The 25,528-nt window shown below is 49.9% G+C and carries 23 protein-coding genes; all 23 read right to left on the bottom strand.

Features of this window, described 5'->3' with window-relative positions; all coding sequences use genetic code 11:
* Nucleotides 1-12: 12 nt before the first annotated feature.
* The 23 genes from CLOL250_RS01000 to dcm all read right to left on the bottom strand — a co-directional run bounded on the left by CLOL250_RS01000 (nt 13) and on the right by dcm (nt 25,516).
* Nucleotides 13-2,349: a VirB4-like conjugal transfer ATPase, CD1110 family gene (locus CLOL250_RS01000; RefSeq protein ID WP_008400035.1), complete on the bottom strand. Its 2,337-nt coding sequence runs from the start codon at nt 2,347-2,349 to the stop codon at nt 13-15.
* Nucleotides 2,336-2,758: a PrgI family protein gene (locus CLOL250_RS01005; RefSeq protein ID WP_330386278.1), complete on the bottom strand. Its 423-nt coding sequence runs from the start codon at nt 2,756-2,758 to the stop codon at nt 2,336-2,338. The genes CLOL250_RS01000 and CLOL250_RS01005 overlap by 14 nt, the downstream gene beginning before the upstream one ends.
* Entirely contained in the window at nt 2,751-3,215 is a 465-nt protein-coding gene (locus CLOL250_RS01010; protein WP_008400037.1) for a DUF4313 domain-containing protein, read from the bottom strand. The genes CLOL250_RS01005 and CLOL250_RS01010 overlap by 8 nt, the downstream gene beginning before the upstream one ends.
* Nucleotides 3,216-3,227: 12 nt before the next feature.
* Entirely contained in the window at nt 3,228-4,067 is an 840-nt protein-coding gene (locus CLOL250_RS01015; protein ID WP_008400038.1) for a hypothetical protein, read from the bottom strand.
* A gap of 74 nt (nt 4,068-4,141) precedes the next feature.
* Nucleotides 4,142-4,507 (bottom strand): glutamyl-tRNA amidotransferase, encoded by a 366-nt coding sequence (locus tag CLOL250_RS01020; protein WP_446714943.1) that lies wholly within the window; start codon nt 4,505-4,507, stop codon nt 4,142-4,144.
* A gap of 8 nt (nt 4,508-4,515) precedes the next feature.
* A complete protein-coding gene (locus CLOL250_RS01025; RefSeq protein WP_349093466.1) occupies nt 4,516-6,282 on the bottom strand; it encodes a VirD4-like conjugal transfer protein, CD1115 family in 1,767 nt (588 codons plus the stop codon).
* Nucleotides 6,273-6,524, bottom strand: a complete 252-nt coding sequence (locus CLOL250_RS01030) for a DUF4314 domain-containing protein (protein WP_008400041.1) — start codon at nt 6,522-6,524, stop codon at nt 6,273-6,275. Before CLOL250_RS01030 ends, CLOL250_RS01025 begins: the two co-directional genes overlap by 10 nt.
* A gap of 30 nt (nt 6,525-6,554) precedes the next feature.
* Nucleotides 6,555-6,869, bottom strand: coding sequence for a hypothetical protein (locus CLOL250_RS01035; RefSeq protein WP_015513376.1), 315 nt, complete (start codon nt 6,867-6,869; stop codon nt 6,555-6,557).
* Between the two features lie 95 nt (nt 6,870-6,964).
* Nucleotides 6,965-7,903: an ArdC-like ssDNA-binding domain-containing protein gene (locus CLOL250_RS01040; protein WP_008400043.1), complete on the bottom strand. Its 939-nt coding sequence runs from the start codon at nt 7,901-7,903 to the stop codon at nt 6,965-6,967.
* 3 nt (nt 7,904-7,906) lie between these two features.
* Entirely contained in the window at nt 7,907-8,743 is an 837-nt protein-coding gene (locus CLOL250_RS01045) for a PcfB family protein (RefSeq protein WP_008400044.1), read from the bottom strand.
* A 5-nt stretch (nt 8,744-8,748) separates the two neighbouring features.
* The gene (locus CLOL250_RS01050; RefSeq protein ID WP_008400045.1) at nt 8,749-10,038 is read right to left on the bottom strand and encodes a relaxase/mobilization nuclease domain-containing protein; all 1,290 of its coding nucleotides are present in this window, start codon (nt 10,036-10,038) and stop codon (nt 8,749-8,751) included.
* A gap of 3 nt (nt 10,039-10,041) precedes the next feature.
* Complete coding sequence (locus tag CLOL250_RS01055) at nt 10,042-10,350, bottom strand: plasmid mobilization protein (protein ID WP_019162193.1); 309 nt, start codon at nt 10,348-10,350, stop codon at nt 10,042-10,044.
* A 126-nt stretch (nt 10,351-10,476) separates the two neighbouring features.
* Nucleotides 10,477-10,854, bottom strand: coding sequence for a DUF3789 domain-containing protein (locus tag CLOL250_RS01060; protein WP_025577043.1), 378 nt, complete (start codon nt 10,852-10,854; stop codon nt 10,477-10,479).
* A gap of 142 nt (nt 10,855-10,996) precedes the next feature.
* Nucleotides 10,997-11,329 (bottom strand): DUF7768 domain-containing protein, encoded by a 333-nt coding sequence (locus CLOL250_RS01065; RefSeq protein WP_044920437.1) that lies wholly within the window; start codon nt 11,327-11,329, stop codon nt 10,997-10,999.
* Nucleotides 11,330-11,468: 139 nt separating this feature from the next.
* On the bottom strand, nt 11,469-12,290 hold the full coding sequence (locus CLOL250_RS01070; RefSeq protein ID WP_006428285.1) for a DNA-methyltransferase: 822 nt from the start codon (nt 12,288-12,290) through the stop codon (nt 11,469-11,471).
* 57 nt (nt 12,291-12,347) lie between these two features.
* Nucleotides 12,348-13,121, bottom strand: coding sequence for a hypothetical protein (locus CLOL250_RS01075; RefSeq protein WP_008400050.1), 774 nt, complete (start codon nt 13,119-13,121; stop codon nt 12,348-12,350).
* A gap of 4 nt (nt 13,122-13,125) precedes the next feature.
* Nucleotides 13,126-14,097 (bottom strand): DUF3991 domain-containing protein, encoded by a 972-nt coding sequence (locus CLOL250_RS01080; protein WP_008400051.1) that lies wholly within the window; start codon nt 14,095-14,097, stop codon nt 13,126-13,128.
* Nucleotides 14,097-15,257 (bottom strand): methionine adenosyltransferase, encoded by a 1,161-nt coding sequence (gene metK / locus CLOL250_RS01085; protein ID WP_025577044.1) that lies wholly within the window; start codon nt 15,255-15,257, stop codon nt 14,097-14,099. The genes CLOL250_RS01080 and metK overlap by 1 nt, the downstream gene beginning before the upstream one ends.
* Before the next feature lie 233 nt (nt 15,258-15,490).
* Nucleotides 15,491-16,306 carry a class B sortase gene (locus CLOL250_RS01090; protein WP_008400054.1) on the bottom strand — a complete coding sequence of 272 codons (816 nt, stop codon included), beginning with the start codon at nt 16,304-16,306 and terminating at the stop codon, nt 15,491-15,493.
* Entirely contained in the window at nt 16,303-16,842 is a 540-nt protein-coding gene (locus tag CLOL250_RS01095; RefSeq protein WP_117628480.1) for a gamma-glutamylcyclotransferase family protein, read from the bottom strand. Before CLOL250_RS01095 ends, CLOL250_RS01090 begins: the two co-directional genes overlap by 4 nt.
* Nucleotides 16,802-23,209, bottom strand: a complete 6,408-nt coding sequence (locus CLOL250_RS01100; RefSeq protein WP_342413203.1) for a SpaA isopeptide-forming pilin-related protein — start codon at nt 23,207-23,209, stop codon at nt 16,802-16,804. The genes CLOL250_RS01095 and CLOL250_RS01100 overlap by 41 nt, the downstream gene beginning before the upstream one ends.
* 7 nt (nt 23,210-23,216) lie before the next feature.
* The gene (locus CLOL250_RS01105) at nt 23,217-24,176 is read right to left on the bottom strand and encodes an amidoligase family protein (protein ID WP_008400058.1); all 960 of its coding nucleotides are present in this window, start codon (nt 24,174-24,176) and stop codon (nt 23,217-23,219) included.
* Nucleotides 24,173-25,516, bottom strand: coding sequence for a DNA (cytosine-5-)-methyltransferase (gene dcm / locus CLOL250_RS01110; RefSeq protein WP_008400060.1), 1,344 nt, complete (start codon nt 25,514-25,516; stop codon nt 24,173-24,175). Before dcm ends, CLOL250_RS01105 begins: the two co-directional genes overlap by 4 nt.
* Nucleotides 25,517-25,528 lie beyond the last annotated feature (12 nt).

A 25,528-nucleotide genomic window follows, 5' to 3' on the forward strand; every position in this document is an offset into this window, starting at 1 on the left:
CTTGTCCCGCTCTTACGCTTCGCCCGGCTTGGTTGTCATCAGGCGGTACAGTTTTGTATTTCTTGGAAACGAATTTTCAAACGGCACCAGATTCCCGGAACAGCGGATCAGACCATGGCCGGCACCCACATTGGTGATGTAGGATAACTGATTGTCTGAAATATTCAGAAGTGCCGCCAGCTCATCCCGGTCGGTGGTAGCCTGATTCAAAAGGATCAGGAACTCACTGTTCGCCAGCATCAGGCGGGCGGTATCGGATTTCAGAAGTTCCTCAACGTTCTGGGTAAGTCCGGTTACAAATCCGGAATACTTACGGATACGCTTGTACAGGCGGTAGAAAAAGTCCGCACTGTATTCATAGCGGAACAGCAGATAAAACTCATCCGCAAAGATCCATGTCGTTTTTCCCTTCTTCCAGTTCTGGATCACACGGTTAAAAATCGAATCCAATGTGACCAGCATGCCAAGGGGCATCAGCTGTTCGCCCAGCTCCCGGATGTCATAGTCGATGATACGGCTCTTCGTGTTGACATTGGTTTCCTGGGCAAAGGTGTTCAGACTGCCATTGATAAACAGTTCCGAAGACAGAGCCAGCCCTCTGGCTTCTTCCTCCGGCTGGAGCATGAGTTGTCGGTACAGGTCCTTTAAGGTCGGCACCTGCCCTTTGTAACCGCCCCTCATATAATCCCGGTACACATCTGCGGTGCAGCGGTCAAGGATGGATTTCTCCTTTGCCGAAAGGTTTCCGGCTCCTACGAGCTGCTCAAACAGGGAAAGGATAAATTCTGACTTCTCAATCAGAGGATTTCGGTCATTGCCATAGGCAGAATCCATATCCAGTGCATTCAGATGGGTATCCGAGGTTGCCGAGATCCGGATGACCTCTCCGTTTAAGGCTTCCACCAGAGAAGCAAACTCCGACTCCGGATCGAGGATGAGGATGTCATCTTCCGTGGAAAGGGCAAGGTCTACGATCTCCTCTTTTGCCGAGAAGCTCTTGCCGGAGCCGCTGACACCCAGTCGGAAAGAGTTGCCGTTTAACAGCTTCCTTCGGTCTGCCACCAGCATATTTTTGCTGACGGCATTCTGCCCATAATAGATGCCTCCCGGCTGCATGATTTCCTGCGTATGGAACGGGATCAGGACGGCGGTGGATTCTGTAGTAAGGGTACGCACTGCATCGATTTTCCGCAGGCCATACGGCAGGACGGTATTCAGTCCATCGACCTGTTGCCACTTCAAAGTTGCCATCTGGCAGAGGTGTTTTCTCGCAATGGAATACAGGGTTTCCGTATCGGAGTCCAGTTGTTTCTTGCTGTCTGCCATATGTACCATTGTCAGGATGCCGAACATCATCCTCTGATCCCTGGTGGTCAGATCGTCCAGCATTTCCTTGGTCTCTTTTCTCTGCAGCTCCATGTCATAGGGAACTACGGCTGAAAAGTTATTGTTGGCATTCTGGCGTCTCTGCCAGTTGGTGACGTTTGTCTCCACGCCCAGCAGTCGGTTCTGGATCTCACGCACCGCTTCGTCTGTCGGTACGGGGATGATATCAATGGACAGCATCAGGTTCCTGCCAAGGCTGCACAGTTCGGAGATCATCTCATCCTTTACATAGCTGGCGTAATCTTCCATAAAAAGGACTCTGCCGTACTGCTCGCCCAGCTTGAAATGGTCGTTATGGAATTCCATTGTGTCCGGGCAGATCCAGTCTTTGAAGCTGTGTCCTTTTTTCGCAAAGGCTTTCATGTCAAATGGAAAACTCTGTGGAACGTCTGCCTTGAAAAAGTCCCGGAAGATCTGTAGCCTCTGCTCTGCATCCAGCTCTTCCCCAATAGAGGACAGCTTGGCCAGATGGGTGATGATGTCCGTTCCCACACGTGCGAAATAGGTTCTGGCTTCATCGATGTTTTTCTTGTGGACGCTGATGGTCAGATAGCGTTCCTGGTAGATACTGTTGTTGGTACCGGAGATCTTGGAAAGGAGCATGTCATTGTACTCTTTCCGGTACTCGTCCAGACCGTCCCCTTTCATCGGGATCAGCAGGGACTGCTCAAACTCTTCCTTGTTGATCTTACGATTGTTCAGGGTGATCTTCGCCGTACAGCCAGAATCCAGTGCATTTAAAAGTTCAGAGTAGTCCAGGAACATTTCCGTCTTATCCGCTTTACTGGCAATGGAATAGTTGATATCCGTAAACCGGAATGTCCTGGAATACTTGCTCTCCACCTGAAAAATACCATCTGGCCAGATCTTGCGAATCGGGATGGCCTGCTGGACAGACTTCGGTACTTTAAATTTTTCCTTGTCCTGTTTCAGTGTCTGACTCAGGGTTTTAATCAAAGGCATCACCCCTTCCTCTTCGCTTCTTTGGTTTCTTCTGTTTCGTCCGCTTCTTTTCCAGAAGTTCCGCTCCGTTTCCCATCATCTTTTCACCCAGCCGCAGGCTCTCTTCCATGCAGGAAAAGTACAGGTTCTCTGATTTGAATACCAGCCGTTTCGGGTACAGCAGTTCGGATTTGATGACTGCCCATGCGAACTGTTCTGCCGTCATGCCGTGGTAACGGAAAAAGCCGCAGGCTGCAAAGGGAGCCGCCCCAAGCACGCACAGCCATCCGGTTACCTGTTCCCCGGCATATTTCCGGGTGACAAAATAGATTCCAAGGGCTGCCAGGATCGCCAGTACCGAAAATAAGCACTGCCGGAAGCTTAAGCCCCAGAACATTGACTCCTGATAGTCTCGGATTTCTTTATTCATTTTCACTTCCATGTTGTTTCCTACCTTTCTCTTTGTAATCTCTGTTTTTTCTTTTGTTTCTGTTTTGGTACATCCCTTTGCCGGATGCCATTTCTTTCCATAAATCTTTTTGTTCCTTCCGGATCAAGCTCTGCCAGTTTTTCAGGTCGAATGCAACCCTCTGGAAGATGCAGTAACCGGAGGATGCGGTATCCGGCTGTATCGTTCCCAGCTTATGCTGCTTTATAAAACGAAGCTTTTCTTTGCTGAAATTGTGGTCGATATAGGCTTCATTGATACCGCCCAGCGGAGCAAAAGGCAGGTTTACCGTAAGGTCTGCAAAGCTTTCCGGGTATCCATCTTCCATATGGTAAAGCCCGATATAGAGATTGTCATCGCTCATGTAACTGTCTACCCTGAGAAATAATTCCTCCCGGCCATACTGCCAGTCGTAGCTCAGTGTCTTTGGTTCTTCCATTTTTTTCGCCTCCTATAATCCCATGATTTCTTTTACGATACGGTCGGATGCCTTGACTGCCCCGACCAGTACCAGCAGGTTAAATACCAGTTCCCCGACGTAATTCCAGACAATGGTCACGGCGGACAGGCTGGTGTCCCCGATGGCCGGCGGACTTGATGCAAACACCGAAAAGATGATGCAGGCCAGTGCGATGATGGCTCCTTCCAGACATACCCCGGCGTAGGAACGGATAAAGTTCTTTCCTACAGACTGGGTTGGCTCCCCGGCAAAGGTTGCCAATGGAATCGGTGCGATGGCTGTGTACATATACAGCTTAAACATTCTCCCGTATACAGTCAGAATCATGACAAATGACAATACCGTAATCAGCAGGCTTCCTAATAAAGTTACGATCCACAAAGGGATAGATTCCAGCATCCCGACCGCTTCGATCTTGTCCACGATCTCCGAGGGCAGTTCCGTTACGGTTCCCCCTGCCATCCCGGAGTGGGACATGATGTTGGTCACGATGCCCTGCACAATGGAAAAGATCGCTGTCAGAAGCTCCATGCCGGACATAACGGCTCCCTGTGCCAGTGCAAAACGGATAAAGGCTTTCACTACGTGTTCCGGCTTTTTCATATCCGTGAAACTCCCACAGGTTTTTACCAGCCCTGCCGCAAAGAACAGAACCAGCAGGCCGTACCCGATGGCTTTCAGTCCACCGTTGATGTTCGTCATCACGCTCCAGATTGCCCCGCCCTTGAAATTCTCCGGGCTTTGCGTCAGCAGTGTCCAGATTTCAGCCAGCTTGTCGCTCCAGGTCTGCAAGGCAGAATTTAGATTCTGTACGATCCAGTTATCACTCAAACAGTTTCACCTCCCATCCTCAAAAGTGAGCAGGGAGCCGGCATTTCGCATGGCTCCCCTTCTGGACTCTTCTCCTATCCCATGATTAGGTCCAGGATCTCTTTTGCAAAGGTAATGATGATACCGCCTGCCAGTGTCAAAAATCCGTTTGCCCTCTGGCTTGGATCGTGGCTCTTTAAGGACAGACCGACCTGCACGATACCAAATCCCAGCAGAATCAGGCCAATGGCGCGGATCAGGGAAAAGATAAACGTGGATAGGTTATTGACTACGGTCAGCGGATCGCCTGCGGCATAAACGCAGGTCGCCCCAATGCAGATCGACAGTACCATGACTGCATACAGAGCAAACAGTTTCTTCTGCCCTCTCTTCATCTTTAGCGGTGCGGTCTCTTTCCTGATTTCTGTGTGTTTCTTATTTTTCAGTAAATTCATTGGCATTCCTCCCATCAAAAAAGCTCCCCGATGATGTCCTCATCCAGAAGCAGTTCGTAATCGTCATATCTTGTTTCGTCAAATGTAAAATCGTCATGCGCCAGCGGTGCTTTCGCATAATTGAACGGGCCGGCACCTCCGTCCTCGGTATACCGGATGTTGGGATGCTTCATCAGGTCATACTTGGCATCCAGTATGGGCCGCTCCCCGCGGATAAACAGAAGTGCATTCTGGTTATCCAGCATACGGACTTCATCCGGCTGTAACAGCTCCCTTCCGCTCTGCTGGAAGTTGGTGGAGTAGCTGCCGGATTTTCCTTTGGTTTGCCCGTAGGTGTTGGTGTCTATGGTTTCTTTCCCCAGTAATTCTGATACATATTTGTGTGTCTCTTTTTCATTGCCGCCCAGGTACAAAAACTCATCGCAGTTGCCCACCAGACTTTCCCAGGAGTCCTTGAACAGAGCCTTTAGCTGGCTCATGTTCTGGATGATGATGCTGCAGTAAATGGAACGGGAACGGCAGGTTGCCAGGATCTTCTCAAACTCATTTGGCAGGGATACGTTTGGAAACTCATCCATGATGCAGTTGACCGGAACCGGGAGGGCACCGCCATGCACACGGTCTGCCATGTAATAAAGCGTCTGGAAAAGCTGGCTGTAGATCATGCCTACCAGATAATTCAAAGAGGTGTCTGCATCCGGGATACAGCAGAAAAGGGCAACTTTTCTTTCTCCCATGTTGGAAAGATCCAGTTCATCAGTATTGGTCAGCTTGGCAATCTGCGGCAGATTGAAGGCTGCCAGCCGGACACCTACACTGATCAGGATGGACTTGGCGGTCTTTCCTGCCGCCTGCTTGTAAATGTGATACTGCTTGACGGCAATGCTGTCCGGGTCCCGCATCTCCAGACGGTCAAACAAAATGTCCAGAGGGGACTCGTAGTCCTCGTCCTCTTCTTTTACCTGTGCCGAGCCTAACATCTCCATAATCATGGCGAAGTTCTGTTCTTCCGGCGGAGCTTCGTGGAGCAGATACAGCATCAGTGCCTGAAGCAGTGCGGTTTCGCTCTTCTCCCAGAAGGGATCGGAGGACTGGGAACCTTTGGGTGTGGTGTTTTGTATCAGATTGGAAATAAGACGGAGCACGTCTTTGTCATCGTGGACATACTCGAATGGATTGTAGCAAAAAGATGTGTCGGGATTGATGAGGTCAAAGACACGCACCTCATATCCTTTCTTTTCCAGCAGACCGCCTGTCTTTCGGAGCAGCTCGGCTTTCGGATCGGTGATGACCATCGAACAGCAGCACTGCATGATGTTTGGCAGGGCAAAGCCTCTGGATTTTCCTGCACCGGAGCCTCCCACTACGAGAATGTTGAGACATCTGCGGTGCTTGTGGGTGTCAAGGCTAATGCGGAAGTTCTGTGTCAGCAGGATGTTCTGGGAGTACGGCTTCTTGCTATATTTCTTACAGATCTGCCGGGCATCGCCCCATCTGGCAGAGCCATGTTCTTCCCCTCTGCGGTAGTTCTTCTGACTGGAATAAAAAATGCCGATCCCGGCTGCGTAAAGTAACGTGCAGACCAGCATCGACTTGATGGTGTATTCCGTATAATGAAACTGGAAGGGATGGTTCAGCTTTTCTGTGAGAACCTCCATCAGCTCGAAAAGATTCCTGCCCGGCTGGATGGCATCCGCAAGCAGGATTGCTACCCACCAGATGACAGGCAGTCCGGCAAGCCAAATCACCCAGTCTGACTTCCGGCTGTTTGTTACCGGGATGGCTGCTGTTTGGGCCTCTCTGCTCTTGGCAGGTCTGTAATGTGGAAGCTGTCCACTCCCGGAACGAGGGCAAGGCTGCTTCCATTCTCCCAGTTTACGTGGATCTGCCCTGCATCGTCTACCATATCCACCTTACCTTTTAAGCCGGGTGGCATGTGGCTCTCCCCCTCCATGCTGTTAAGCATGACCTCGGTTCCCGGCGGATATCTTCTCCGCATGGCTTCTATTCTTTCTTGTGTCATATTTCTGTATATTTGTACCACATCCTTTCTTCATCTTCCCCTTCCACGGTATGGGCGGTATCTGGATTTCATGATCTTTAACAGGACGCTGTCGATCCCATCGGAATAGCGTCCGTTTTTCAGGTATGTGTCCCGGAGCTGGTTTAAGGCTTCCACGGATTTGCTGTGTTCGGCTTCTGTCAGGTAGAGCTTTCCCTCTTCCTGCTCTGCCAGCTTCAGAACCAGATCCCGTGTGGTATCCACCGGAAGCCCCTGTTCTTTTTCCTGCCGGAACACTTCCCGGAGTGCATGGATCAGCATGTGGTTCATGATCCGGTCCATCTTTACATATCGCATTCTTGTCATAGGCGAGCCTCCTTTTTTCCTCTTTTTCTCAACCACAACATACCACACTTCCTCCCGGAAAGCTACTGCAAAAGAGCCGGAAAAGCCCCTTTTTATCAGCGTTCCGGAGACTTTTTACTCTTGGCAGGTTTCTCCGTTTTTTCCTCCGGGATGGCAAATTCATCGGTCATAAATTCCTGCTCGCTTTTGCCAAGGTTGCGGTCTACCTGCTTGCCAATGGAATAGGCTGCACTCTTTACATCCTGGATAAAGGAGCGGAGTTCTTTCGGATCTTTCTGTCCGAATGCCTGCATCTGGCATACCTTGTCAAAGGAAAAACCGGAGACATCCACGCCGTATTTCTGTGCTGTCACATACGCCGCACAATAGGCCTGTGCCGATACCCCTGCCCGGCTGTAGCTTCCATCGTGATGGTCAAGGGATGCACAGGCCAGCTCCCGGCTGATGGAATGGAACGTTGCATTTTCGCTCATGCCATTTCGGACATAGATCGTCCGCTTATTCGGGATGTACTGTGCCTGTACCTTATCCGGCAGATTGTCTGCGATCTGAATCCGTACCTCGCTGTCGGTCAGCAGTGCTTCCATCAGCTGGTCCATCGGCTTTGGCTCTGCCTCTTCTGGCTGCTTGGTACGGATCTGGCTGATGTCATAGGCTTTCTGGATGGAGTACCCCTGCTGGATGACACCGTCCTTTTCATATTCCTGTCCGACAATGAAGTTGTATCCCTTGCTTCCGGTCTTGACTACCTTGCCTTCTTCCTTCCATTTTTCAAAGGTCTTGACCTGCCGGATCTCCGGATTCTGTGCATAAAGCAGGAACAGGTTGTCTGTCCTCTGCGGCTTGCACTGTCCCATAAAATCAAGGAATCCTTTTAAGGAGTCCCCATTCTGGAAGACCTCCTGTGCCTTTCCATCGATCATACCCCAGATTTCTTCCCTCTCCTGCTTTTTCTGTGCGGCATATTCTTCTTTCGATAACCGCTGGGCGGACTGCTCCTGCGAGTCCTGCCCTAAAAATTTTGTCAGGTCCATCTCCTACCTCGCTTTCACCTTTCGTTTCTTTCTTGCTTTCTTCTGCGTTTTCCTTGGTCCACGGTTCTTTTCCCGGCTCCGCTTCTGGGATTCCTCTGCTTTCTCCCGTTTGATGTTCTCCAGCTCCCGGCGGACACTGGGACGCTCCTGTTCCCTCTGCCCTGCATCAGTCCCTTTTTCCTGCCCGGTAGAAATATTTCTGCTGTGCAAGGAAGAGCCGGACAGATTCTCTTCCCCCTCTTCCTGCACCGGGATAAAATTTTCCGGTTCGGAAAACTCCTTTTCGGGATGATTCTGGTTCTTTTCCTCTTCAGAAAAGTCCATGTCACCGACCTGGAATGCTTCGTCCAGATCGCTGATTTCAAACTGCACCTCGCCCTCCGGCATCTGCACAGTTTCCTGTACTGCTTCGGTTTCCGGTGCTTCCATTCCGGCGGTTACCTCATGGACAGCTTCCCCGACTTCGCTCCTTACAAAATCAAGGTTCATCTTATCCATGACACGGTTGACTTTGGCTGCATCATCGGCAAAGACCATGACCTCGCTCATCTCCGGGTTCTTTTTATCCCGGATGATCACATAGAGCAGTCCTCGTTTCCTGCCCTCACTGCAGAATTCACGCAGGCGGTCAGATGGCACAGTGAAGAACTTCAATGGCTTGTTCTCCTTTAACATCCGCACCATTCTGGTCTTGCCCCTCGTTTTCTTCTGGTCTTTTAATACGGCGGCAACAAATACCGCCAGATGCTTTGCCAGCGTACCCGAAAGCCTGAGCCCGTGGTCCACGCCGTCTAGGGAATACCGGACGATCTGGTCCGCCGCATCGCCTCCATAATTCATGTTGTTCACCTGCTTTCTGTTCTCGGTTTTCTGTTTTTCTCCGTCTGTTCTTCTTCCTGTCTCTGGATCTGCTCTGCCAGACGCATCTTTTCTTCCATCTCCTGGGACTGCTGTTCGATCCGGATACAAATGCGGATATCCTTTCGAAGCGGCTTCAGTTCTTCGGTGATCTGACCGATCCTGACACTGTCCGGTTCGCTCCGGTAGAGCCGCTTCCGCTCTTTCGTGAGTGCCTGTACCCTCTCTTCCAACGATGTGCGGTAGGCGAGTAGCTCTTCACGGCTAGTAATCTGATGCTTCTGTAGAAATTCCATCTGCTCGATCCTGGCATCCAGTTTTCGGATGTCTGCCCGGAGCACCGGGGAAATCCTTTTCGGCTTCTGCTTTAGTGCACCCATCTGGTACAGATAGGAATAGTACAGGGCCTGTATCCCTTTTAACTTCTTTTTCGGGAATCTGGAATCTCCTTCTTTTCCAGCAGGTATCCTGCTCTTGGGCTGCAAGATCCACTGCCGGATGCTCTCTTCCGAGTAATGCTTCCCAAGGCTCCGCAGACGGATATACCGTTCCATCCCCGGTGCTTTTAATGCAATGTACTTCCGGTTCAGCTTCCACTGGTATCCCCTCTGCTTCATCTGTTCCAGAAACTGTTTCCATGTGAAGCTCTCTGCCACAGCATCCCGGATGTCCAGACGGATCGAGGTTCTCCAGGTCGGCTTTCCGTCCTGTTCTGCCATCCACTGTGCATAGGATTTCCCTTTGCCGTTTTTCGGTTCGATGACAGATAAGCCGTATTTCAGGCATAAGGCATCCGAAGCTTTCCGCACATCCTCATAGTAACTCCTGCTGTTGCTGTGGTACTTTTTCCCATCTTCCATGCTCACGGAATTAAACACGATGTGGTTGTGGTAATGCTCCGTATTCAGATGGGTGGTGATGACTGCTTCGTATTTTCCCTGAAGGAGCCTTTCTGCCATTTCCATGCCGATCTGGTGAGCAAGCTCCGGGGTGACTTCCCCTTTGACAAAGCTCTGCACCAGATGGTACCCCTGTACTCCGTCCATCTTGTGGTATCGTTTCTTCGTAGCTACCATATCTTGATAGGCAGTCTCACAGACGCAGCCGATGGCATCCTCAAAAACGGAACGCTCCGTCTTGTCCCGATTCATGGCGTAATCGATGGCTTCTTCCAGAGAGCCGGCACTCTGCCCTTTCTTGGTGGTCTTATCCTTGTTTCGGATGTACGTGATGGAATTGTCCAGACGGCTGACCGGGATGATACTGGTGTATGCCATCGGCTACCATTCCTCTTTGACCAGCCTCCATGTCTCTTTCGTCATGCGGAGCATTTCCCGGATACTCTCTTCCCCGGCCATCCCACAGCCGTTGGCTACATGGGCAAGCTGATTGGCGTTGTTGCACAGACCGGATATTTTCCGCAAAAGCTCCGTATGATGCTCACAGGGTCTTGCCCGGACTTCGCCACCCATGACAATGGAACGGATGTATTCCTCACGGGACAGGCCGCTTTTTTCTACCTGCTCTTCCAGAAAACGCAGCTCTTTTGCATTGAGGCGGACTGGTATCACATGGTTCCTTTTTCTCATCTCTTCACCTGCTTTCCAACGGGTTATTGGTTGCGTCATTACATTTCACGATTTTTCCAGATCAGGAAACCTGCCAGAACGCCGATGGCTACCGCTGCAGCAATGATCTTTTTCTTCATATGGGCCTCACCCCCTTTCCGATACCTGGCACAGCTCCATCGGGGCGAACATGATCCCTCTCTTTTCCATCTCTTTTGCGAATTCCAGGAGGTTCCATTTTTTCCCATCAATCATAGCAGAATCGGCATCCAGATAGTGGCAGGTGGATACGTTCCGCTCTCCATTTGGGGCATTCTGCACAAGGCTTTCCCCGTCTGCCAGACGGAACAGTTCCTCTCCCTGGCTGTTTACAAAACAGATGCACACGCCGTGGTCAATGATCTCCTTTGGTTTCATCCGGCACCGCTCCAGTGCCTCATCCTCACGTTTTCCAGCTATGAAAAGACACATTGCAAAAACGCCCATTACTCCTCCGGTCATTGTGCCAAGTATAAATCCCAACATTTTTTCGTTCTCCTTTCGTCTGTTTACGGCTCGGTATGGGGGATTGGGGTTCTCCCCAAAGTGCGTTTGGATATCCAAACGCTATGCTTGCAAAACCAGTCGCATCCGGTTTCGTCCCCTCTGAACCAGTCGTTTTTCTGAATCATTCATTTTCCTTGATTTTGCTCAACCCATCCAGTGTGGTACAGATGATATGGAGTCTGTCAGCCATGCTGATCTCCGTGTTCATCGTCCCGGTGGTCTCTTTTCCGCAGACAACCACCATCCTGCACCGCCTTAATATCTGGTGGGACATTCTCCGCATGGCCTGCATATCCTCTGCATCCCCGTCATCAAGGAATGGGGAAAAGCTGTACTGCGGGCAGATCGGCACATATCCCAGTTCGTAGATCTTCCGGCAGTACCGCTGTACTTTGGTCTTTCCTTCTTCTGCAGAACAGCAGACATAAGCAAGTGCCTGTTCCAATACGACCATCTCCTTTCCTGGCCGGACAGGTTTCCTCTGCCCGGCGTTTTTCCAAAAAGAAACACCCACAAAGCATTCCGCTCTGTGGATGTCTTGTGGACATCTGGATTCTTTTCTTCTCTTTTTCAGATGTCTGCCAGACATCCGGCTACTGTGGTTCTTTGTTTTCCGCTTCTTCCCCAGCTTCCAGTGCAATGCGGACACGGTCGCTTCCCAGCTTATAATACGCATCGGTCACTTCAATGCCGACTGCCTGAAACCCCGACTCTGCCGCCGCAAGGATGGTAGTACCAGCTCCGGCAAACGGGTCTAAGATCAGGCCGCCCGGCTCACAGATCTGGATGACATCCTTCATCAGCTGGAGCGGCTTTTCTGTCACATGGATGCGGTTCTGGGGATTCCCATAACGGAACACACCCGGAAGGCAGGACACCGGGCGGTTGATCGGCATCGGTCCGTTGCTTCCCCATACAATATATTCTGCCTGCTGGCGGAATCTGCCTTTCTGCGGACGGGAGTTCCCCTTGTCCCAGACGGCAGTCCCTCTCCAGATCCACCCTGCCCACTGGAGGGCATCGGTGATGGACGGGTACTGTCTCCAGTCAATAAAGAGGCAGATCGGAGCCCCTCTCTTGCAGGCTTTCCGCACATCGTACAGCCATTCTGCCATCCAGTGGGTCCAGGAACGCTGGTCTTTATTATCCCCATCAAAATCCGGCAGGGCATTTTCTGCTTTCATGCTGCTGTACTTCTGGTTGGTAGTTCGGTTGCGTTCGTTCTGCTTGGTTCCCCCGGACGCATAGGGCGGATCGGTTATAACTGCATCAAAGATCCCCGGCTGGAATCCTTTGACCAGTTTTAAGGTATCTCCATGCAGGATACGCCAGTTCTCCCCTCCGGCAGACTCATCCGGCACACAGTCCGGTTTTAAAAGATCTTCAAGTTTCAGGGTATTTCCCATAGGCATCATCCTTTCGGTCGCTTATTTTCCAGATTTCTCTGGAAGTGCTTTTCTTTATGGAACTGCTCATCGGCAGGTATCCTCTTTTTTCAGTGTTTCTTTTCTTGGCGTTCTGGGCTGTTCACGGTGGTCCGACAGCTCGGTTTCCACGTATTCGCTGATGATTCCCAGCGCTTCATAGTAATTGCTGCTCTTGTGGACACGATCCGCCATTTCGTTGGCCTGTTCGGACATCCCAGCACGTCTAAGCAGTCTTGCGGCATCCCCAAGGATTGAGAAAATATTTCCGTCATGCCCTAAGAGCTTAAGTTCTGGACGGGACGGCTTTTGTTCCGGCTGCTTTTCCTGCACACCGTTTTCCGGTGCTTTCACCTGTATCTGGAAATCCGAGCCGGCACCAACATAGAAATGTAAGTATAATTCACCACCGTCTACCTTGATCTCCCGCTGTTCCAGACTTTCTCCCCAGCCATCGCTGTACTGCCCTCTCAGATACTGCCCCACCACACGGTATTCCTCTGGTGTCAGATTCTCCCGGAGTGTCAGGTTTGCACAGCCATATAAAACGCCCTCCTGTTCCTTTACCGCCATTGTAATGCGTTCCACTTTTTCCTTAATGTCCTTGTTTTGGTCAAAATAATCGATCAGGTTGCATGGCTGGTTGTCAGGCATACCGAGCCGATTGATCTCGTCAACCTTTTCTGCGATGGATGTCTGATACTGCACCAGGTCAGGTCCTTCCAATGGCTCCGCATCATCCAGATCCACAATGTCTGAATAGTCCGGAATAAACTCTGCCATCAGAGGTGACAGCATTCCCACTTCTATTTTATCTTTCAAAGCATCACCTCGCTTCCCTATTCTGCCGTTTCTCCGGTGTACGGGCAGCCATTTTTGCCATGTCTGCCCAGTCTGCCCCTTCGATTTCCGGCAGGTTCTCGATGATCCGATAGCTTCCCTCGTAGGCTTTTCGGATATGTTCACACGCCCACCGTCCGGCAAAGTCATTGTCGGTACACACTTCGATCTCGGTGATCTCCGGGTGCTGGGACAGAAAATGTTCCAATGCCTGCGGCTTTTTCATGCTCCGCTGGCTCTGCCCTTCTTTTGGTGCGCTGATCCCGCCAAGCTCCAGACGGTACTTATCCCGGCTTCCTTGTCTCTGTTCCAATGTCATGTGGGCAAGCACATCCACACAGGCTTCATAAACAGCAACCCGTCTGCATCCCGATTTCGCCGGAACACAAAAAGCGTATGCCTTTTCACTTCCGGCCTGTTCCATCTTAAAAGACTTTCCGCTGGCATCGTAAATCCCACGCAGGAAAGCATATCTTGCCACCTGGTTTTCATCCCGTCCTATGAACACGGCATTGTGGTAGGGCAGACTCTCATATAAGATTCCCAAATGAACACACCGCTGTAAGACCTCGCCACTGATGCCCCGCTCTTTCAGATAGCGGAACACCCTGCGGCAGTCTGGGCTGGCCGTAGGCAGGACAAATGGCTTCTTTGGCTTTGCTTCCACTGGAGGAGGGATATAGGTGGGATACTCATCTTTCAGCATTTGCACTGCCTCCAGAAAAGAACACCCGTCTACATGAATCAGGAAATTTAAAGCACTGGTGCCCCCGATATCTCTGGATTTCCAGTGCCACTGGCTGGTCTGCTCGTTAATCTTAAAGCTGTCGTGGTCTGTCAGCTCCCATTCATTTCTGGCTGAAGATTTTTTCAGACGGTTTGGCTGATATTTCTTCAGGTATTCAATGGCGGTGATCTCCCTTGCACGTTTGATTTCTTCTTCCGGAATCCACGGCATTACATCACGGTATCCCGGAGCTGCTCTGCCTTATCCGTTTTCTCCCACGGGAATTCCTTTCTTCCAAAATGCCCGAACACCGCACTCTGTCGGTAGATTGGCCGCTTCAGGTGCAGGGTGTCACAGATCTGGCTTGGGGTAAGCCCGAACACCAGAGGGATCGCTGCGGCGAGGCAGTCATCCGCACAGATCTTTCCCGTTCCAAAGGTATCCACCTGCACCATGACTGGCTGGGCAACCCCAATGGCATAGGCAAGGGACACCTGGCATCGGCTGGCAAGTCCGGCAGCTACCATGTTTTTGGCGATGTAACGGGCCATGTATGCCCCGGAACGGTCAACTTTGGAACAATCCTTCCCGGAGAATGCACCGCCGCCATGCGGTACCAGGCTGCCGTAGGTATCCACCATTAGTTTCCTTCCGGTCAGTCCGGTGTCTGCATCCAGACCTCCGCACACAAATCTGCCCGATGGGTTAATCAGGATCTTGGTATCCTCATCCGGTGGCAGCATACGGAGTGCCGGGCGTAACACTTTCTCCCGGATCTCATGCTCCAGCTTCCGAAGGGATTTTTCCTTTTCATGCTGGCAGGACACAATGACGGTATCCAGCCGGGCAGGTCTGTCATCTTCATACTCCACGGTCACCTGCGCCTTTCCATCTGGCAAGATTCCCGTGATATATCCGCTTCTACGGCTTGCAGACAGTTCCCTTACAATGCGGTTCGCCAGAACCACTGGCATCGGCATAAGCTGCGGTGTCTCATCGCAGGCGTAGCCAATCATGATGCCCTGATCCCCGGTACCGCTGGCAAGTCCGCTCTGAACAAAAACAGTCCCTGCCCTTCGTTCTCTGGATCTCTCCACTGCCCCGGCGATATCCGGACTCTGTTTGTGGATGAGGGCATCCATGTGGATTTCCTCTGCTTCATAGCCTGCACTCTCCAGCACCTTTTTGATGATTTCAAACACCTGTGGCTCAAATCGGCTGGTGATCTCTCCTGCTACAATGATGTTCCTTTTGGTCGCCAGCACCTCGCAGGCCACTCTGGAATTTTCGTCCTCTTTCAGACACGCGTCCAGAATGCTGTCTGCGATCAGGTCGCAGAGCTTATCCGGATGTCCTTCTGTTACGGATTCTGCTGTATAAAATCGTTTCATAATCGTTACCATCCTTTCCAAGTAAATAATAACGGCAGGAAACGCTCCTTTCTGGAACACTTTCTGCCGGATCTGGGTTATAAGTTGTCTCACATTCTGCACTTTTCTGGTACTTTCAGACACTTTTTTCAACCTAAATACTACCAATGCACACCCTTCATAATCCCCCTGTTTTGAACACATCCCTGCCCGTGCGGTCATTATTTGTCTCATTTTCTGCACTTTTCGGGTACTTACGAACACTTCTGACTCCACACTGCCCCGGAAACCGGCACCGCCAGGACGATGTTCCTGGCACCGCTCCATTCATATGAACACGTGACGAGCGTCAAAACCTTATCGTATATACACTTCAGGTAATCATCCCCGGTTTCGAACACTTCCCTCTGCTTAGCTGCTTTTAAATATTCCTGCACTGCCTCCGCATCTGCGAGTTTCTGCTGGAATGGGAACAAATTCCTGTCTGCTTTCAGCACCGTGACAATTCGGTATTCCTGAATGCTATCCTCTGTCTGAAGATAAGCAAAGGGATGCTCCTGATAGTACGTTTCATCTGCATATAAGTCCAGATTTCCGAACATTGCCCCACTGTTCATGTTGTGACCGTAAATGATAAGGTTCCGACTTTCAGACACTTTACAGTCTGCCTGTAAAAACAGGCTTCCGTTGATGTCATATTCCTTTTTGTAATTCCGTTTCAGGTAAAACTCCCCATTCTCCTGTTCGGACTGAAGCACCGGGTAATCAATCCCGGTATCCGGTATTGTCAGCCATCCCTGCACATCCGGGTATTGTTCCCGAAGAGAAACAAGGTCTACCGCAGCCACCGGGCATTTTCTTCCAGCTGGTTGGTCTTTCTTTTCAGAGCCTGAGGCTCCCGGAGCTTCCGGCTCCGGGAAATTCCCTTTCAGCTCTGCCATCAGCTTTTTGTTCTCCATTGGAAGATATACCATGTGGTAAATCAGAAACCCGGCACTTGTCAGCGTCACTGCAAGGCAGATGATCTTGAAAAACCTCTGTAAGATTCCTGTCTTTGGTTTTTTCTTCATCGTTCCTGTCCGGCTTTTCTCTGCTTCTTTGGCTGACTCTTCTGCGTCTTTCCCGGCACAGGCGGTTTCCTTGCTGCTTTCAGGATCGGCTCTGTCGGGATTTGGTTCTGTCTGCAGCCCTTTAAGATCCCAGTCAGGTACGACCGTCCGGGCGGATTAAAGTTCTGCATGTAATCTTTTGTCATGATATAGACAATGGCTTTGATCTCTCTTCCATCTTTGTTCTTGACAGTGATCTCCTGCTTGTCGTAAAAATCAGGATAGCCTTCATAAAGATCCAGGCTCTTTTCACAGTCCCCGGTCAGTGACCAGAGGACGCCGTCCACATGGCTTCCCTCTTCCGGGAAGATGGTGGCAAGGCCGCTTCCTGCGGCTGCAAAGGTCAGCCGATACCCCTCCAGGCGGACGATTTCTACCACCTCCGCCTTTGGGCACCGATATGCCATCTGGTCCAGATCCATGTTGCTTCCATACGCAAAATATAATTGTTTCAGCCTATCTGCCCCCTTTTTTCTTCTTTCTTCTGGATGCCACACCCATGCCGATCAGACCGCCTGCGGAAAGAATCAGGCACAGGGCCGGAATCCAGAGGTTGGTGTCATCGCCTGTTTTCGGGTTGCTTACAAACGGGGTATCCTCCGGCAGCTTCTCGTTCGTCACTTTCTGGATGACTTCGATCACTGGAGTTTTGTCATCTACATAGGTAAATGTCACCTCATGTTTGGTCTCATCCAGCTGATAGCCCTCCGGTGCTTTGGTCTCAACCAGATAATAGGTGGCTGCCTTATCAAATTTGCCGTCCTTATAAGTTCCGATTGCAAGCAGTCCGCTGGTTGCATGGCCGTTTTCATCAGTGGTCAGGGTTTCTACCACTTTGCCATCCGCATCCCTCAGTTCAAATTCTGCATCTTTCAGTGCTGCTCCGGCATCCTTATCTGTTTTCTCAATGATCAGGCGTCCCTTTGCGGTGTCATCTTTCATGGCTACCTTCTGGATCTCTGCGGTATCTGCCACCTCGAAGGTGATCTCCTCTGCAACGACATAACCGTTTGGAGCCTGCTCTTCTTTCAGGGTGTATTTACCAATCGGAAGTTTTTCGATATAATGCGGCTCTTTACCGGAAGTCCAGGTTTCTACGATGTTGCCATTTTCATCTGTGATGGTCAGTTTGGCTCCTTCGATCTCATTATCTCCGGTAATATCCGTTTTGCTGATCTTCACTTTGGTCACGTCATCTTCCATTACCTGTTTCTGGATCTCCGCAGTATTCTCTACGGTGAATGTGATGCTTTCCGCAGTGGCATATCCATCGGCCGGCTTGTTTTCTGTCAGGGTGTAAGATTTTCCTACAACCAGTTCTTTGATGATGTGCGGCTCCTTGGTGGATGTCCATTCCTCAACAACAGCCCCGTTTTCATCCGTCAGCTGTAATCTGGCTCCCGGCAGTTCCTCGCCCGTGGTCAGATCGGTTTTGGAAAGCTCCACGGTTGTCGGCTCATCTTCAAATACAAATTCATAGGATGCTTCTGCTTCTTTATCCCCCTGGTACTCAAAAACAAATTCCTGCTCTTCTCCGGTGGTGACAAATCCATCCGGTGCATACAGCTCCTTCACATAATAGGTTCCGTCGATCGGCAGGTCTGCAATAAAGGAAATCTTTCCATCTGCATCTGTTGTTTTTAACTCGATCAGGGTATCTGCTTCCATCAGCACCTTTCCAGATGCGGACAGGATGTCGTTTCTGGTGTACAGTCCAAAGATGCCGCCTTTTAATACACGGTCGGTATCCTTTTCTTTCTTCAGGACGTTCACTTTTACTTTCTGACGGTTGTTCTGCCAGTCCTCATCGTATACGACAACCGGGGTATCCTGGTCACGGTAGGAAAGATCTACATATCGTGGTTTTTCATCCAGCACATAACCATATGCTGTGCCCACCTCTTTGACATAGTATTTTCCAACCGGAAGGTCAGATACTTCTGCAACACCGTTTGCATCAGTAGTCACGGTTGCCACCAGCTCGTCCTTAGCATAATAATCCGGGCTTACACCATCGGCTGCTTTGATATCCTCTGCAGTGTAAATCTCAAAGGTAACGTCTGACAGGCTTCCTGTGATGTACTCAAACAGATGCTCTACAACGCCTTTGACATTGTCCAGCAGGGTGATCTTATCAAGGAATTCACCCTTCTTGTTTACGATCAGCAGGGCTTTCGGCACATCGTCTTTCATTTCCACTTTCTGTACTTTTGCGGTATCCTGAACGGTGAATTCCACATCCGTGGTCTTTAAATAACCAAGCGGTGCAAGAGATTCACGGAGGGTATAAGTTTTTCCAACGGTCAGGTATTTGATCACATGAGGCTCATCCTTTACGGAAGTCCAGCTGTCGATCACATTTCCATCCTTGTCCAGAACAGAAAGGGATGCCCCGTTCAGCTCTACGCCTGTGGTCAGGTCGGATTTTGTCACCTCGATGGTGGTCGGCTGGTTCTTCTTCACAGATTTCAGCTTGATGGTCGGAATGTCCTGCCCCTGATAGGTGGCATCAAATTCCAGTATCTCGTCAGAAGATACAAAACCATCCGGTGCAGAAATTTCTTTCACATAATAAGTTCCAAGCGGCAGGTCCAGGGTGAAGTGTGCCTGTCCTTTTTCATCGCTTGTGATCTCCTGTAATAAGGTATCTGCTTTCACAATAATCTTGTCACCGGATTTGATCTCGTTCTTATTGTAAAGACCGAATGTAGCTCCAGCTACCGTGCTTCCTGTTTCTGCATCCTGTTTTTCCACGGTGATGCTTACTTTCTGGCGTTCATTGGTAAAAGTCACTTCTTCGTCTACGACTGGGGTATCCTGTCCGGCATAGGTAAAAGTTACTTCTTCGCCTTTGGCATTCCAGGTGTAGCCCTCCGGCGTTTTTTTCTCTTCTACACGGTATTTGCCGAGCGGAAGGTTCTCTACTACGGCACTTCCGGTTTCATCGGTTGTCACCGTTGCCACCAGTGTGTCTTTGGCATATTCCAGATAACGGTTGCCGTTCTCATCTTTCTGATGGTCTGCGGTATAGATATCTTCTGCGGCATAAACCTCAAACACGGCTCCTGCAAGGCTGGCTTCCTCGTGGATGAAATCCTTGTCAAAACCTTTGACTACTTCTCCTTCCTTGTGGATGGTCAGTCTGCCTTTTGCCGGGTGGTTCTCGAATTCCACCTCGATGATCAGGTCACCGCTGACCGGATCTTCCTGGTATGCAGTATCGCTGTCTACCTTGATTTCCACGGTATTGGCACTGTGGGTGTATCCATCCGGTGCAGTCACTTCTTCGATGCGGTAATTTCCACAAGCCAGATTCTGTGGCAGGATCAGGTATCCATTCTCATCCGTAAAATAAGATTTATGTACCATAGTAGATGGGTAGGTGGTCACCTGTTCCACATATTTCTTGTTATCCAGATCGTATACTTTAAACTCAGTATTCGGAACCAGGACAGATTTCTTTGTCTCGTCATCTTTTTTGACGATCTTTAATTTTGCTTCAAACTCTTCGTCCAGAAGCACACGCCATACCTGCGGCTGATCCGGATTGTTTTCCGAGATCACAACCTTAAAGTCATCGACTGGTTTGAAGTTGTGCGGTGTGGTGGTCTCCCTTACAATGTAGGTTCCGTATGCAAGCGGAATGGAGCATGCATATCCACGCTCATCCGTGAACATTTCTGTCTGTCCGTCTGCGGTCAGTACAACCGGAGTTGCAGATGCAAAGTCATAGGAACCGTCCTTATTTTTCTTCAGGCTGCTCTCCAGATATGCACTGAATCCCACACCTTTTAACAGATCGGCATCGGTCTTACCATTGTTGGCTGCTTTAATGACCTGGAACGGCTGTTTGATCACATCTTCCAGAGAAGTTGCGGTACGTTCTACCGTCTGAACCAGATCTCCCTCGTCATTACACTCCAGATCATGTTCTTCCGGGTCTGCCAGATATCCAACAGGCGGCGTCAATTCTTTCACGTAATACTTTCCGAGATAGAGGTCTGCGATTTCTGCATTTCCCTCTGTATCCGTAGTCAGGGTTGCAATCTGCGTTCCTGCCGGGTAAAGGACACCTGTCTGTCCATCCGGATGAACGATATCCTCACGGGCATACAGTCCGTAAACCGCACCCTCAAGGGTTGCATCTCCCTGTGCGGTCTTTCCGGTTTCGGAATCCTCTTTTACCAGTTTGATCTTCGCATTGACACGCTCGTTCTGGAACGTGTGGCTGAAAGAAACGGTTGCCTCTTTGTCTGTGGTGTACTGGAACGTAAAAGAGTACACATCCTCACTGTTTCTGGTATATCCGGCCGGTGCAGAAACCTCTTTCATGTAGTAGCTGTTAGCGATCGGCAGGTCTGCCTGATATACGGCTTTTCCGTCTGTTCCGGTCACTACCTTCTCAATGAGGGTATCTTTTTTGACCACAACGGTTCCGTCCGCTGCTTTGATGTCGTTTCCGGCATACAGGCCATAAGTGCCGCCCGGAAGGTATTTCCTGGTTTCCTTATCCTGTTTGTATACGCTTACGCTTGCTTTTTGGCGGTCATTTTTGAATGTCACGCTTCCCATGACCTTCTCCACATTGCTTCCGGCATAGGAAAGGGTGATTTCCTGGCTTTCGCCTGTGCATACCAGATTTTGTGGTGCCTGCATTTCTTTTACCACATATTTTCCCAGATATAGATTATCCAGTGTGACACTTCCGTCATCCCCGGTAGTAAGTCCGGCTTTGACCAGTGCGTCTTTTTTATAAATGACGGTTCCGTCTGCGGATACAATATCCGCTGCGGCATAAACATTGTAAACCGCACTCTTCTGTTTCTGCTCGGTATAAACAAAGGAAACACCATCATCAGTTACCTTTGCTCCGGTCAGGACTTCTCCTAATTTATAAACAGTCAGGCTTGCCATCTGCTCTGCATCGGTAACGGTTTGTTTTACAGTATCTCCGATGACCAGTTTCACATCGTAGGCTTTGGTATCCAGCAGATATCCGTTTGGTACGGAGATCTCTTTCAGGTATACGGTATCCTGTGTTTTGGTGATCGTAACGCTGGAAGCTCCGTTGGCATCTGTGGCCGGCATCTTTGTGATCAAGTTCTTTCCATCCTTGTCACTGTAAACGCCATAAACTGCACCTGCGATGGCTTTGTTGCTCTTGCGGTCCTTCTTTACGATCTCTAGAGTTGCCTGTTTTACCCATGACACTTTAAAATCTACATACTTCTCATCGGTCACGCCCTCGCCAAATACCAGGGCAAGGTCCTGTGTCTCGCTTCCGGTTGTGATCTTGTAAGCGGAATAGTCTTTGATGATGCTTCCCTTCATGGTAACAGACCATTCCCCTTTGACATCCACTGCCTGTGTCAGCGGTGCAGATAAGTAGAATTTGGTACCGCCGCAGATCTCCACGGATGCACCTGCACTGCTTGTTTTTCCCGTTGTCACATTATGCAGTTTGACACCGGAAGGCAGTTTCATGGTGATGGTCTGCAGTTCGGATGCCTTAAAGGTGATCTCTTCTGTTCTCTGGCTGTTGCCGCTGATATATGCGGTAACATCTGCATTGGAGAAACTCATGTCCACTTCCGGTATCTCCGGCTGGCTCATGCAATAATTGTAGAGTTCCATTGCCAGAGCCTGTCCGGTTGCATTCGTACCGGAAAAAGCGTCACTACTGTTATTGGCATAAGACGCAGCCAGATGGACAATGATAAACTGTTTTCCAGCGGAAAAATCAGGATGTTTCTCTGAGAAAAATCCATTTTCGCCGGATGCTTTTGTGCCGTAGTAGCATACTTTTGCCAGTGCTTTGCTGTCACCCAGTTTGGTGATCTTATAAACACCATCCCCAGGTCCTGCTTTTGACGGCTGCACACAGTAGGCAGTTGCAGACACGTTTCCAAATTTTACGGTATATTTATAGGTTACATAAGAACCCAGACCGTAGTCTGCATAATAGTATGCAGTCCCTCTTGTCACATCTACATCCTGTGTTGCTCTTGTACTGGTATTGACTGCGGTGAAAGAAACGGTTTCCCCATCTTCCATTGCCATAAGGTCAATATCCTGTTCCCCTGCCTGCTCCAGAACATCGCTGAGTGTCAGCCCGGATTCTTTATCGGTTGTATTTTCTGTTTCGGCTTCCTCTAATGCGGCATCAAACTCAGATTCAGAAAGTCCACCCTGAAATTCGGGTTCTGTTTCTTCCGGTTCTTCTGTTTCAGATTCAGCTGTCTCCGGCTCAACAATTTCTGTCTCTACAGGCACTGTCTCAGTTTCTTCCTGCGAGGCAGCTTCCTCATCATCAGAACCTGTATCCTCTTCGGTAACTGCCTGTTCTGTCTGCAGTTCACTCTGAGCTGCTGTCACAGGCTCTTTTACGATCAGGTTTCTCCCAATCTGATAAACCGGGTGGTTCTGGTTGACTGGCTCCACATAATAAACGGCATGGTAAATGTCTGCATGGCTGGTGCTGAAGTTCTCCCCGGCGTCATTCTCTGCTTTCTGGAATGTCACTTTGACTTTGCTTTCGTCCTTGATTTCCAAATTTGTAAAATCCGTGGAAACATCAAAGTCCTGTCCGACTTCCAGCTCCAGATCGGTGGCTTTTACCACTTCATTTTCATCCAGCTGATCCTTTACGGATTCATACGCTGGCGGTTCCGCCGCTTTCGGCTCTTCCGAAGCATACACCGTCAGCGGTGAAATGACCGTGGATAAGATGGTGACTGCCGCCATCACCCCTGAAAGGATTCGCCTGAATCGATATTTACTCTTCATGTTTTCTACCTCTTTCTTCTTTTTCTTCATTTTGCATAAGAACAGCCGGATGTTTCCACCCGGCCTGTCTGTTCTCATTATTCTGTTATCTCGCATCATCTGTCCGTCTTGGATTCTGCAGACAGGCATAGGTACTTTTGTCATACCGCCATGCCTTATCCCCGTCCAGATTGGCAAGTAGATGCTTCCGTACATTTTTGTATTCGTCCCCGATCAATCCGAGGCGGAGCAGAAAGGTGCGGAACGTAAATGCCGGGTTATCCCCGATCTCCGTCTTTTTTGCATGGGTACAAGATTGGTTGATCGCCTGTGCGGATATGGCAAGTGCCAGTGTGATATTCGACCGGACTTTTCCTGCATGGAGGGTGCTTTCAAAACAACGCCATTCCAGTGTTCCCTTGGAAAAAACAGCATGTAGGTTTAAGGCATAATACCTTGTCCAGTTGTAATGCTCGGAGCTTCCGTCATTTCCCTCATACCATGCCCTTTTGAATTTTTCCATCGTGATGGTGCTGTTTGGCATCCGGCGGATCTTCTCCAATACCATAGGACGGACTTTCTGGCAATACTCATCTTCCCTTCTCGTCTGTACATTTAAGGCTTTGAACAGAATATCCTCTTTGCAGTACATGATCGTCAGTGCATTTTTCAGACTCCTTGGTGTATGATTGGATGCGTCCACATGGACATGCATGCCACAGGATGAATTGACAAAAGCACCTGCGTTTTTGACACACCGCACCACTTCCTGGAGTTTTCCCATTTCCGAATATTCCAATTTCGGGGATACCATTTCTGTCGAATAATCTCCATCGGCATCTATTACAGTACCATTTGCCAGCCTTTCACAGTCGATACTGCTGTCTCTTGAAAATTTCCACGTTTTTCCATCTGAATCTTTTACACACCAGGAATCGTAAGAACGGATATGATATGGCTCTGTTCCGAACATTCTTCCAATCGCAACAGCCGCATCATAGCGGCTGATACCTGTCATCTCAATCTCTGTACCAAAATACTGGTCTTTTAGGTCGATCTGCTTCACCCACCCTTCGCTTCTGGAACAGGTGAGCCGCTTTGGATCTCTTCATCTACTGCTTTCAAATTTCTGCCTATTGCTTCAATGACATTGACAGTGACACCATTACCGGCCTGCTTGTAAAGCTGGTTATCCGATGTTTCTTTTTCCATCTTGGAAATCTGACCATCCCGATATCCCTGCAGCCGCAGACACTCCCTTGGCGTCAGCCTGCGGATTCTGCCGTGGTAAATCACTCCATGACGGTCAGTTGCCGTAATGGTGAACATTGGCTCTTCCGGTTCTTTCATCCTTCTTCCATTCTGGCGGACTTTTTCCTTGGCCGGTGTCAGCACTGCCCTTGGCGGTTCTTCCACCAGCACCCCGGAACTTTCGCCTCTGTGGTTATGGATGCTGGAATCCTGTCTGGTATTCAGACATCTTGCAACGTCTGTCACCAGCGGCGGAGGGGAGATATCTACAAAATGCAGTGTTCCCTGCTGGTTTCCGGTCGTCAGGGTATGGGCGATCTCATGCCCGACTCTCCCCCTGCGACTGTTGATTCCCGGATATCCGAGATCGATGCTGTCCCCCTCGTAGGCCATCTTGTATCCTTTTCGGGTGTTTTCCTTGATTGGGATACCGACTTCGTATAATCCGGTCTTGCCGCCCATACCACCAGCCCCGCTGGTCAGCGTGCAGCTCAGTCCTTCTTCTGCGTAGACTCTTTCTCCCTGTTTGCCAGCATGGACTTGTATAAGAGCTGTTCCATTTGCTTTTGGGAAAGGTAATATTTTTCCGGCACATCTTCCATCAAGATATCCGACAATATACACCCGCTTCCTTGACTGGGGGACTCCGAAATCCTTGCTGTTAAGCACTTTCCATTCGACATGATACCCCAGTTCAGATAGCGTACTGAGGATGGTGTGAAACGTCCGCCCTTTGTCATGCGAAAGCAGACCGGGTACGTTTTCAAGGAGAAAATACGCAGGTCGTTTGTCTGCAACCAGTCTGGCAACTTCAAAGAAAAGGGTTCCTCTTGCATCGGCAAATCCTTCCCTTCGTCCAGCGATTGAGAATGCCTGGCAAGGAAATCCCGCACATAAAAGATCAAAGTCCGGCATTCGTTCTGTTTCAATATTTCTTGCGTCATTGCAGAACCACTCTCCTTCCGTATCAAACAGCACCCGGTAGTTGTGGTCTGCATATGCATCTGCTTCACAGTGTCCGACACAGGTGAAGCCCCCTGCCCTGTGCAGCCCTTCTCGGAATCCTCCGATTCCACTGAACAGGTCAAAAAATCGAATTGTTCCGGCTATCAGCCTCCCTTCGCTGCGAAAAAAACAGTGCAGATTTCTCTGCACCGTTTCCGTCTC

Source organism: Clostridium sp. L2-50 (assembly GCF_000154245.1).
Taxonomy (GTDB): domain Bacteria; phylum Bacillota; class Clostridia; order Lachnospirales; family Lachnospiraceae; genus Coprococcus.

Bases quoted from the DNA above. Each gene is read 5' to 3' on its own strand.
- CLOL250_RS01000 (WP_008400035.1), bottom strand. From the start codon at position 2,349: ATGCCTTTGATTAAAACCCTGAGTCAGACACTGAAACAGGACAAGGAA.
- CLOL250_RS01005 (WP_330386278.1), bottom strand. From the start codon at position 2,758: ATGAATAAAGAAATCCGAGACTATCAGGAGTCAATGTTCTGGGGCTTA.
- CLOL250_RS01010 (WP_008400037.1), bottom strand. From the start codon at position 3,215: ATGGAAGAACCAAAGACACTGAGCTACGACTGGCAGTATGGCCGGGAG.
- CLOL250_RS01020 (WP_446714943.1), bottom strand. From the start codon at position 4,507: ATGCCAATGAATTTACTGAAAAATAAGAAACACACAGAAATCAGGAAA.
- CLOL250_RS01030 (WP_008400041.1), bottom strand. From the start codon at position 6,524: ATGACACAAGAAAGAATAGAAGCCATGCGGAGAAGATATCCGCCGGGA.
- CLOL250_RS01035 (WP_015513376.1), bottom strand. From the start codon at position 6,869: ATGACAAGAATGCGATATGTAAAGATGGACCGGATCATGAACCACATG.
- CLOL250_RS01040 (WP_008400043.1), bottom strand. From the start codon at position 7,903: ATGGACCTGACAAAATTTTTAGGGCAGGACTCGCAGGAGCAGTCCGCC.
- CLOL250_RS01045 (WP_008400044.1), bottom strand. From the start codon at position 8,743: ATGAATTATGGAGGCGATGCGGCGGACCAGATCGTCCGGTATTCCCTA.
- CLOL250_RS01050 (WP_008400045.1), bottom strand. From the start codon at position 10,038: ATGGCATACACCAGTATCATCCCGGTCAGCCGTCTGGACAATTCCATC.
- CLOL250_RS01055 (WP_019162193.1), bottom strand. From the start codon at position 10,350: ATGAGAAAAAGGAACCATGTGATACCAGTCCGCCTCAATGCAAAAGAG.
- CLOL250_RS01060 (WP_025577043.1), bottom strand. From the start codon at position 10,854: ATGTTGGGATTTATACTTGGCACAATGACCGGAGGAGTAATGGGCGTT.
- CLOL250_RS01065 (WP_044920437.1), bottom strand. From the start codon at position 11,329: ATGGTCGTATTGGAACAGGCACTTGCTTATGTCTGCTGTTCTGCAGAA.
- CLOL250_RS01070 (WP_006428285.1), bottom strand. From the start codon at position 12,290: ATGATGCCTATGGGAAATACCCTGAAACTTGAAGATCTTTTAAAACCG.
- CLOL250_RS01080 (WP_008400051.1), bottom strand. From the start codon at position 14,097: ATGCCGTGGATTCCGGAAGAAGAAATCAAACGTGCAAGGGAGATCACC.
- metK (WP_025577044.1), bottom strand. From the start codon at position 15,257: ATGAAACGATTTTATACAGCAGAATCCGTAACAGAAGGACATCCGGAT.
- CLOL250_RS01090 (WP_008400054.1), bottom strand. From the start codon at position 16,306: ATGAAGAAAAAACCAAAGACAGGAATCTTACAGAGGTTTTTCAAGATC.
- CLOL250_RS01100 (WP_342413203.1), bottom strand. From the start codon at position 23,209: ATGAGAACAGACAGGCCGGGTGGAAACATCCGGCTGTTCTTATGCAAA.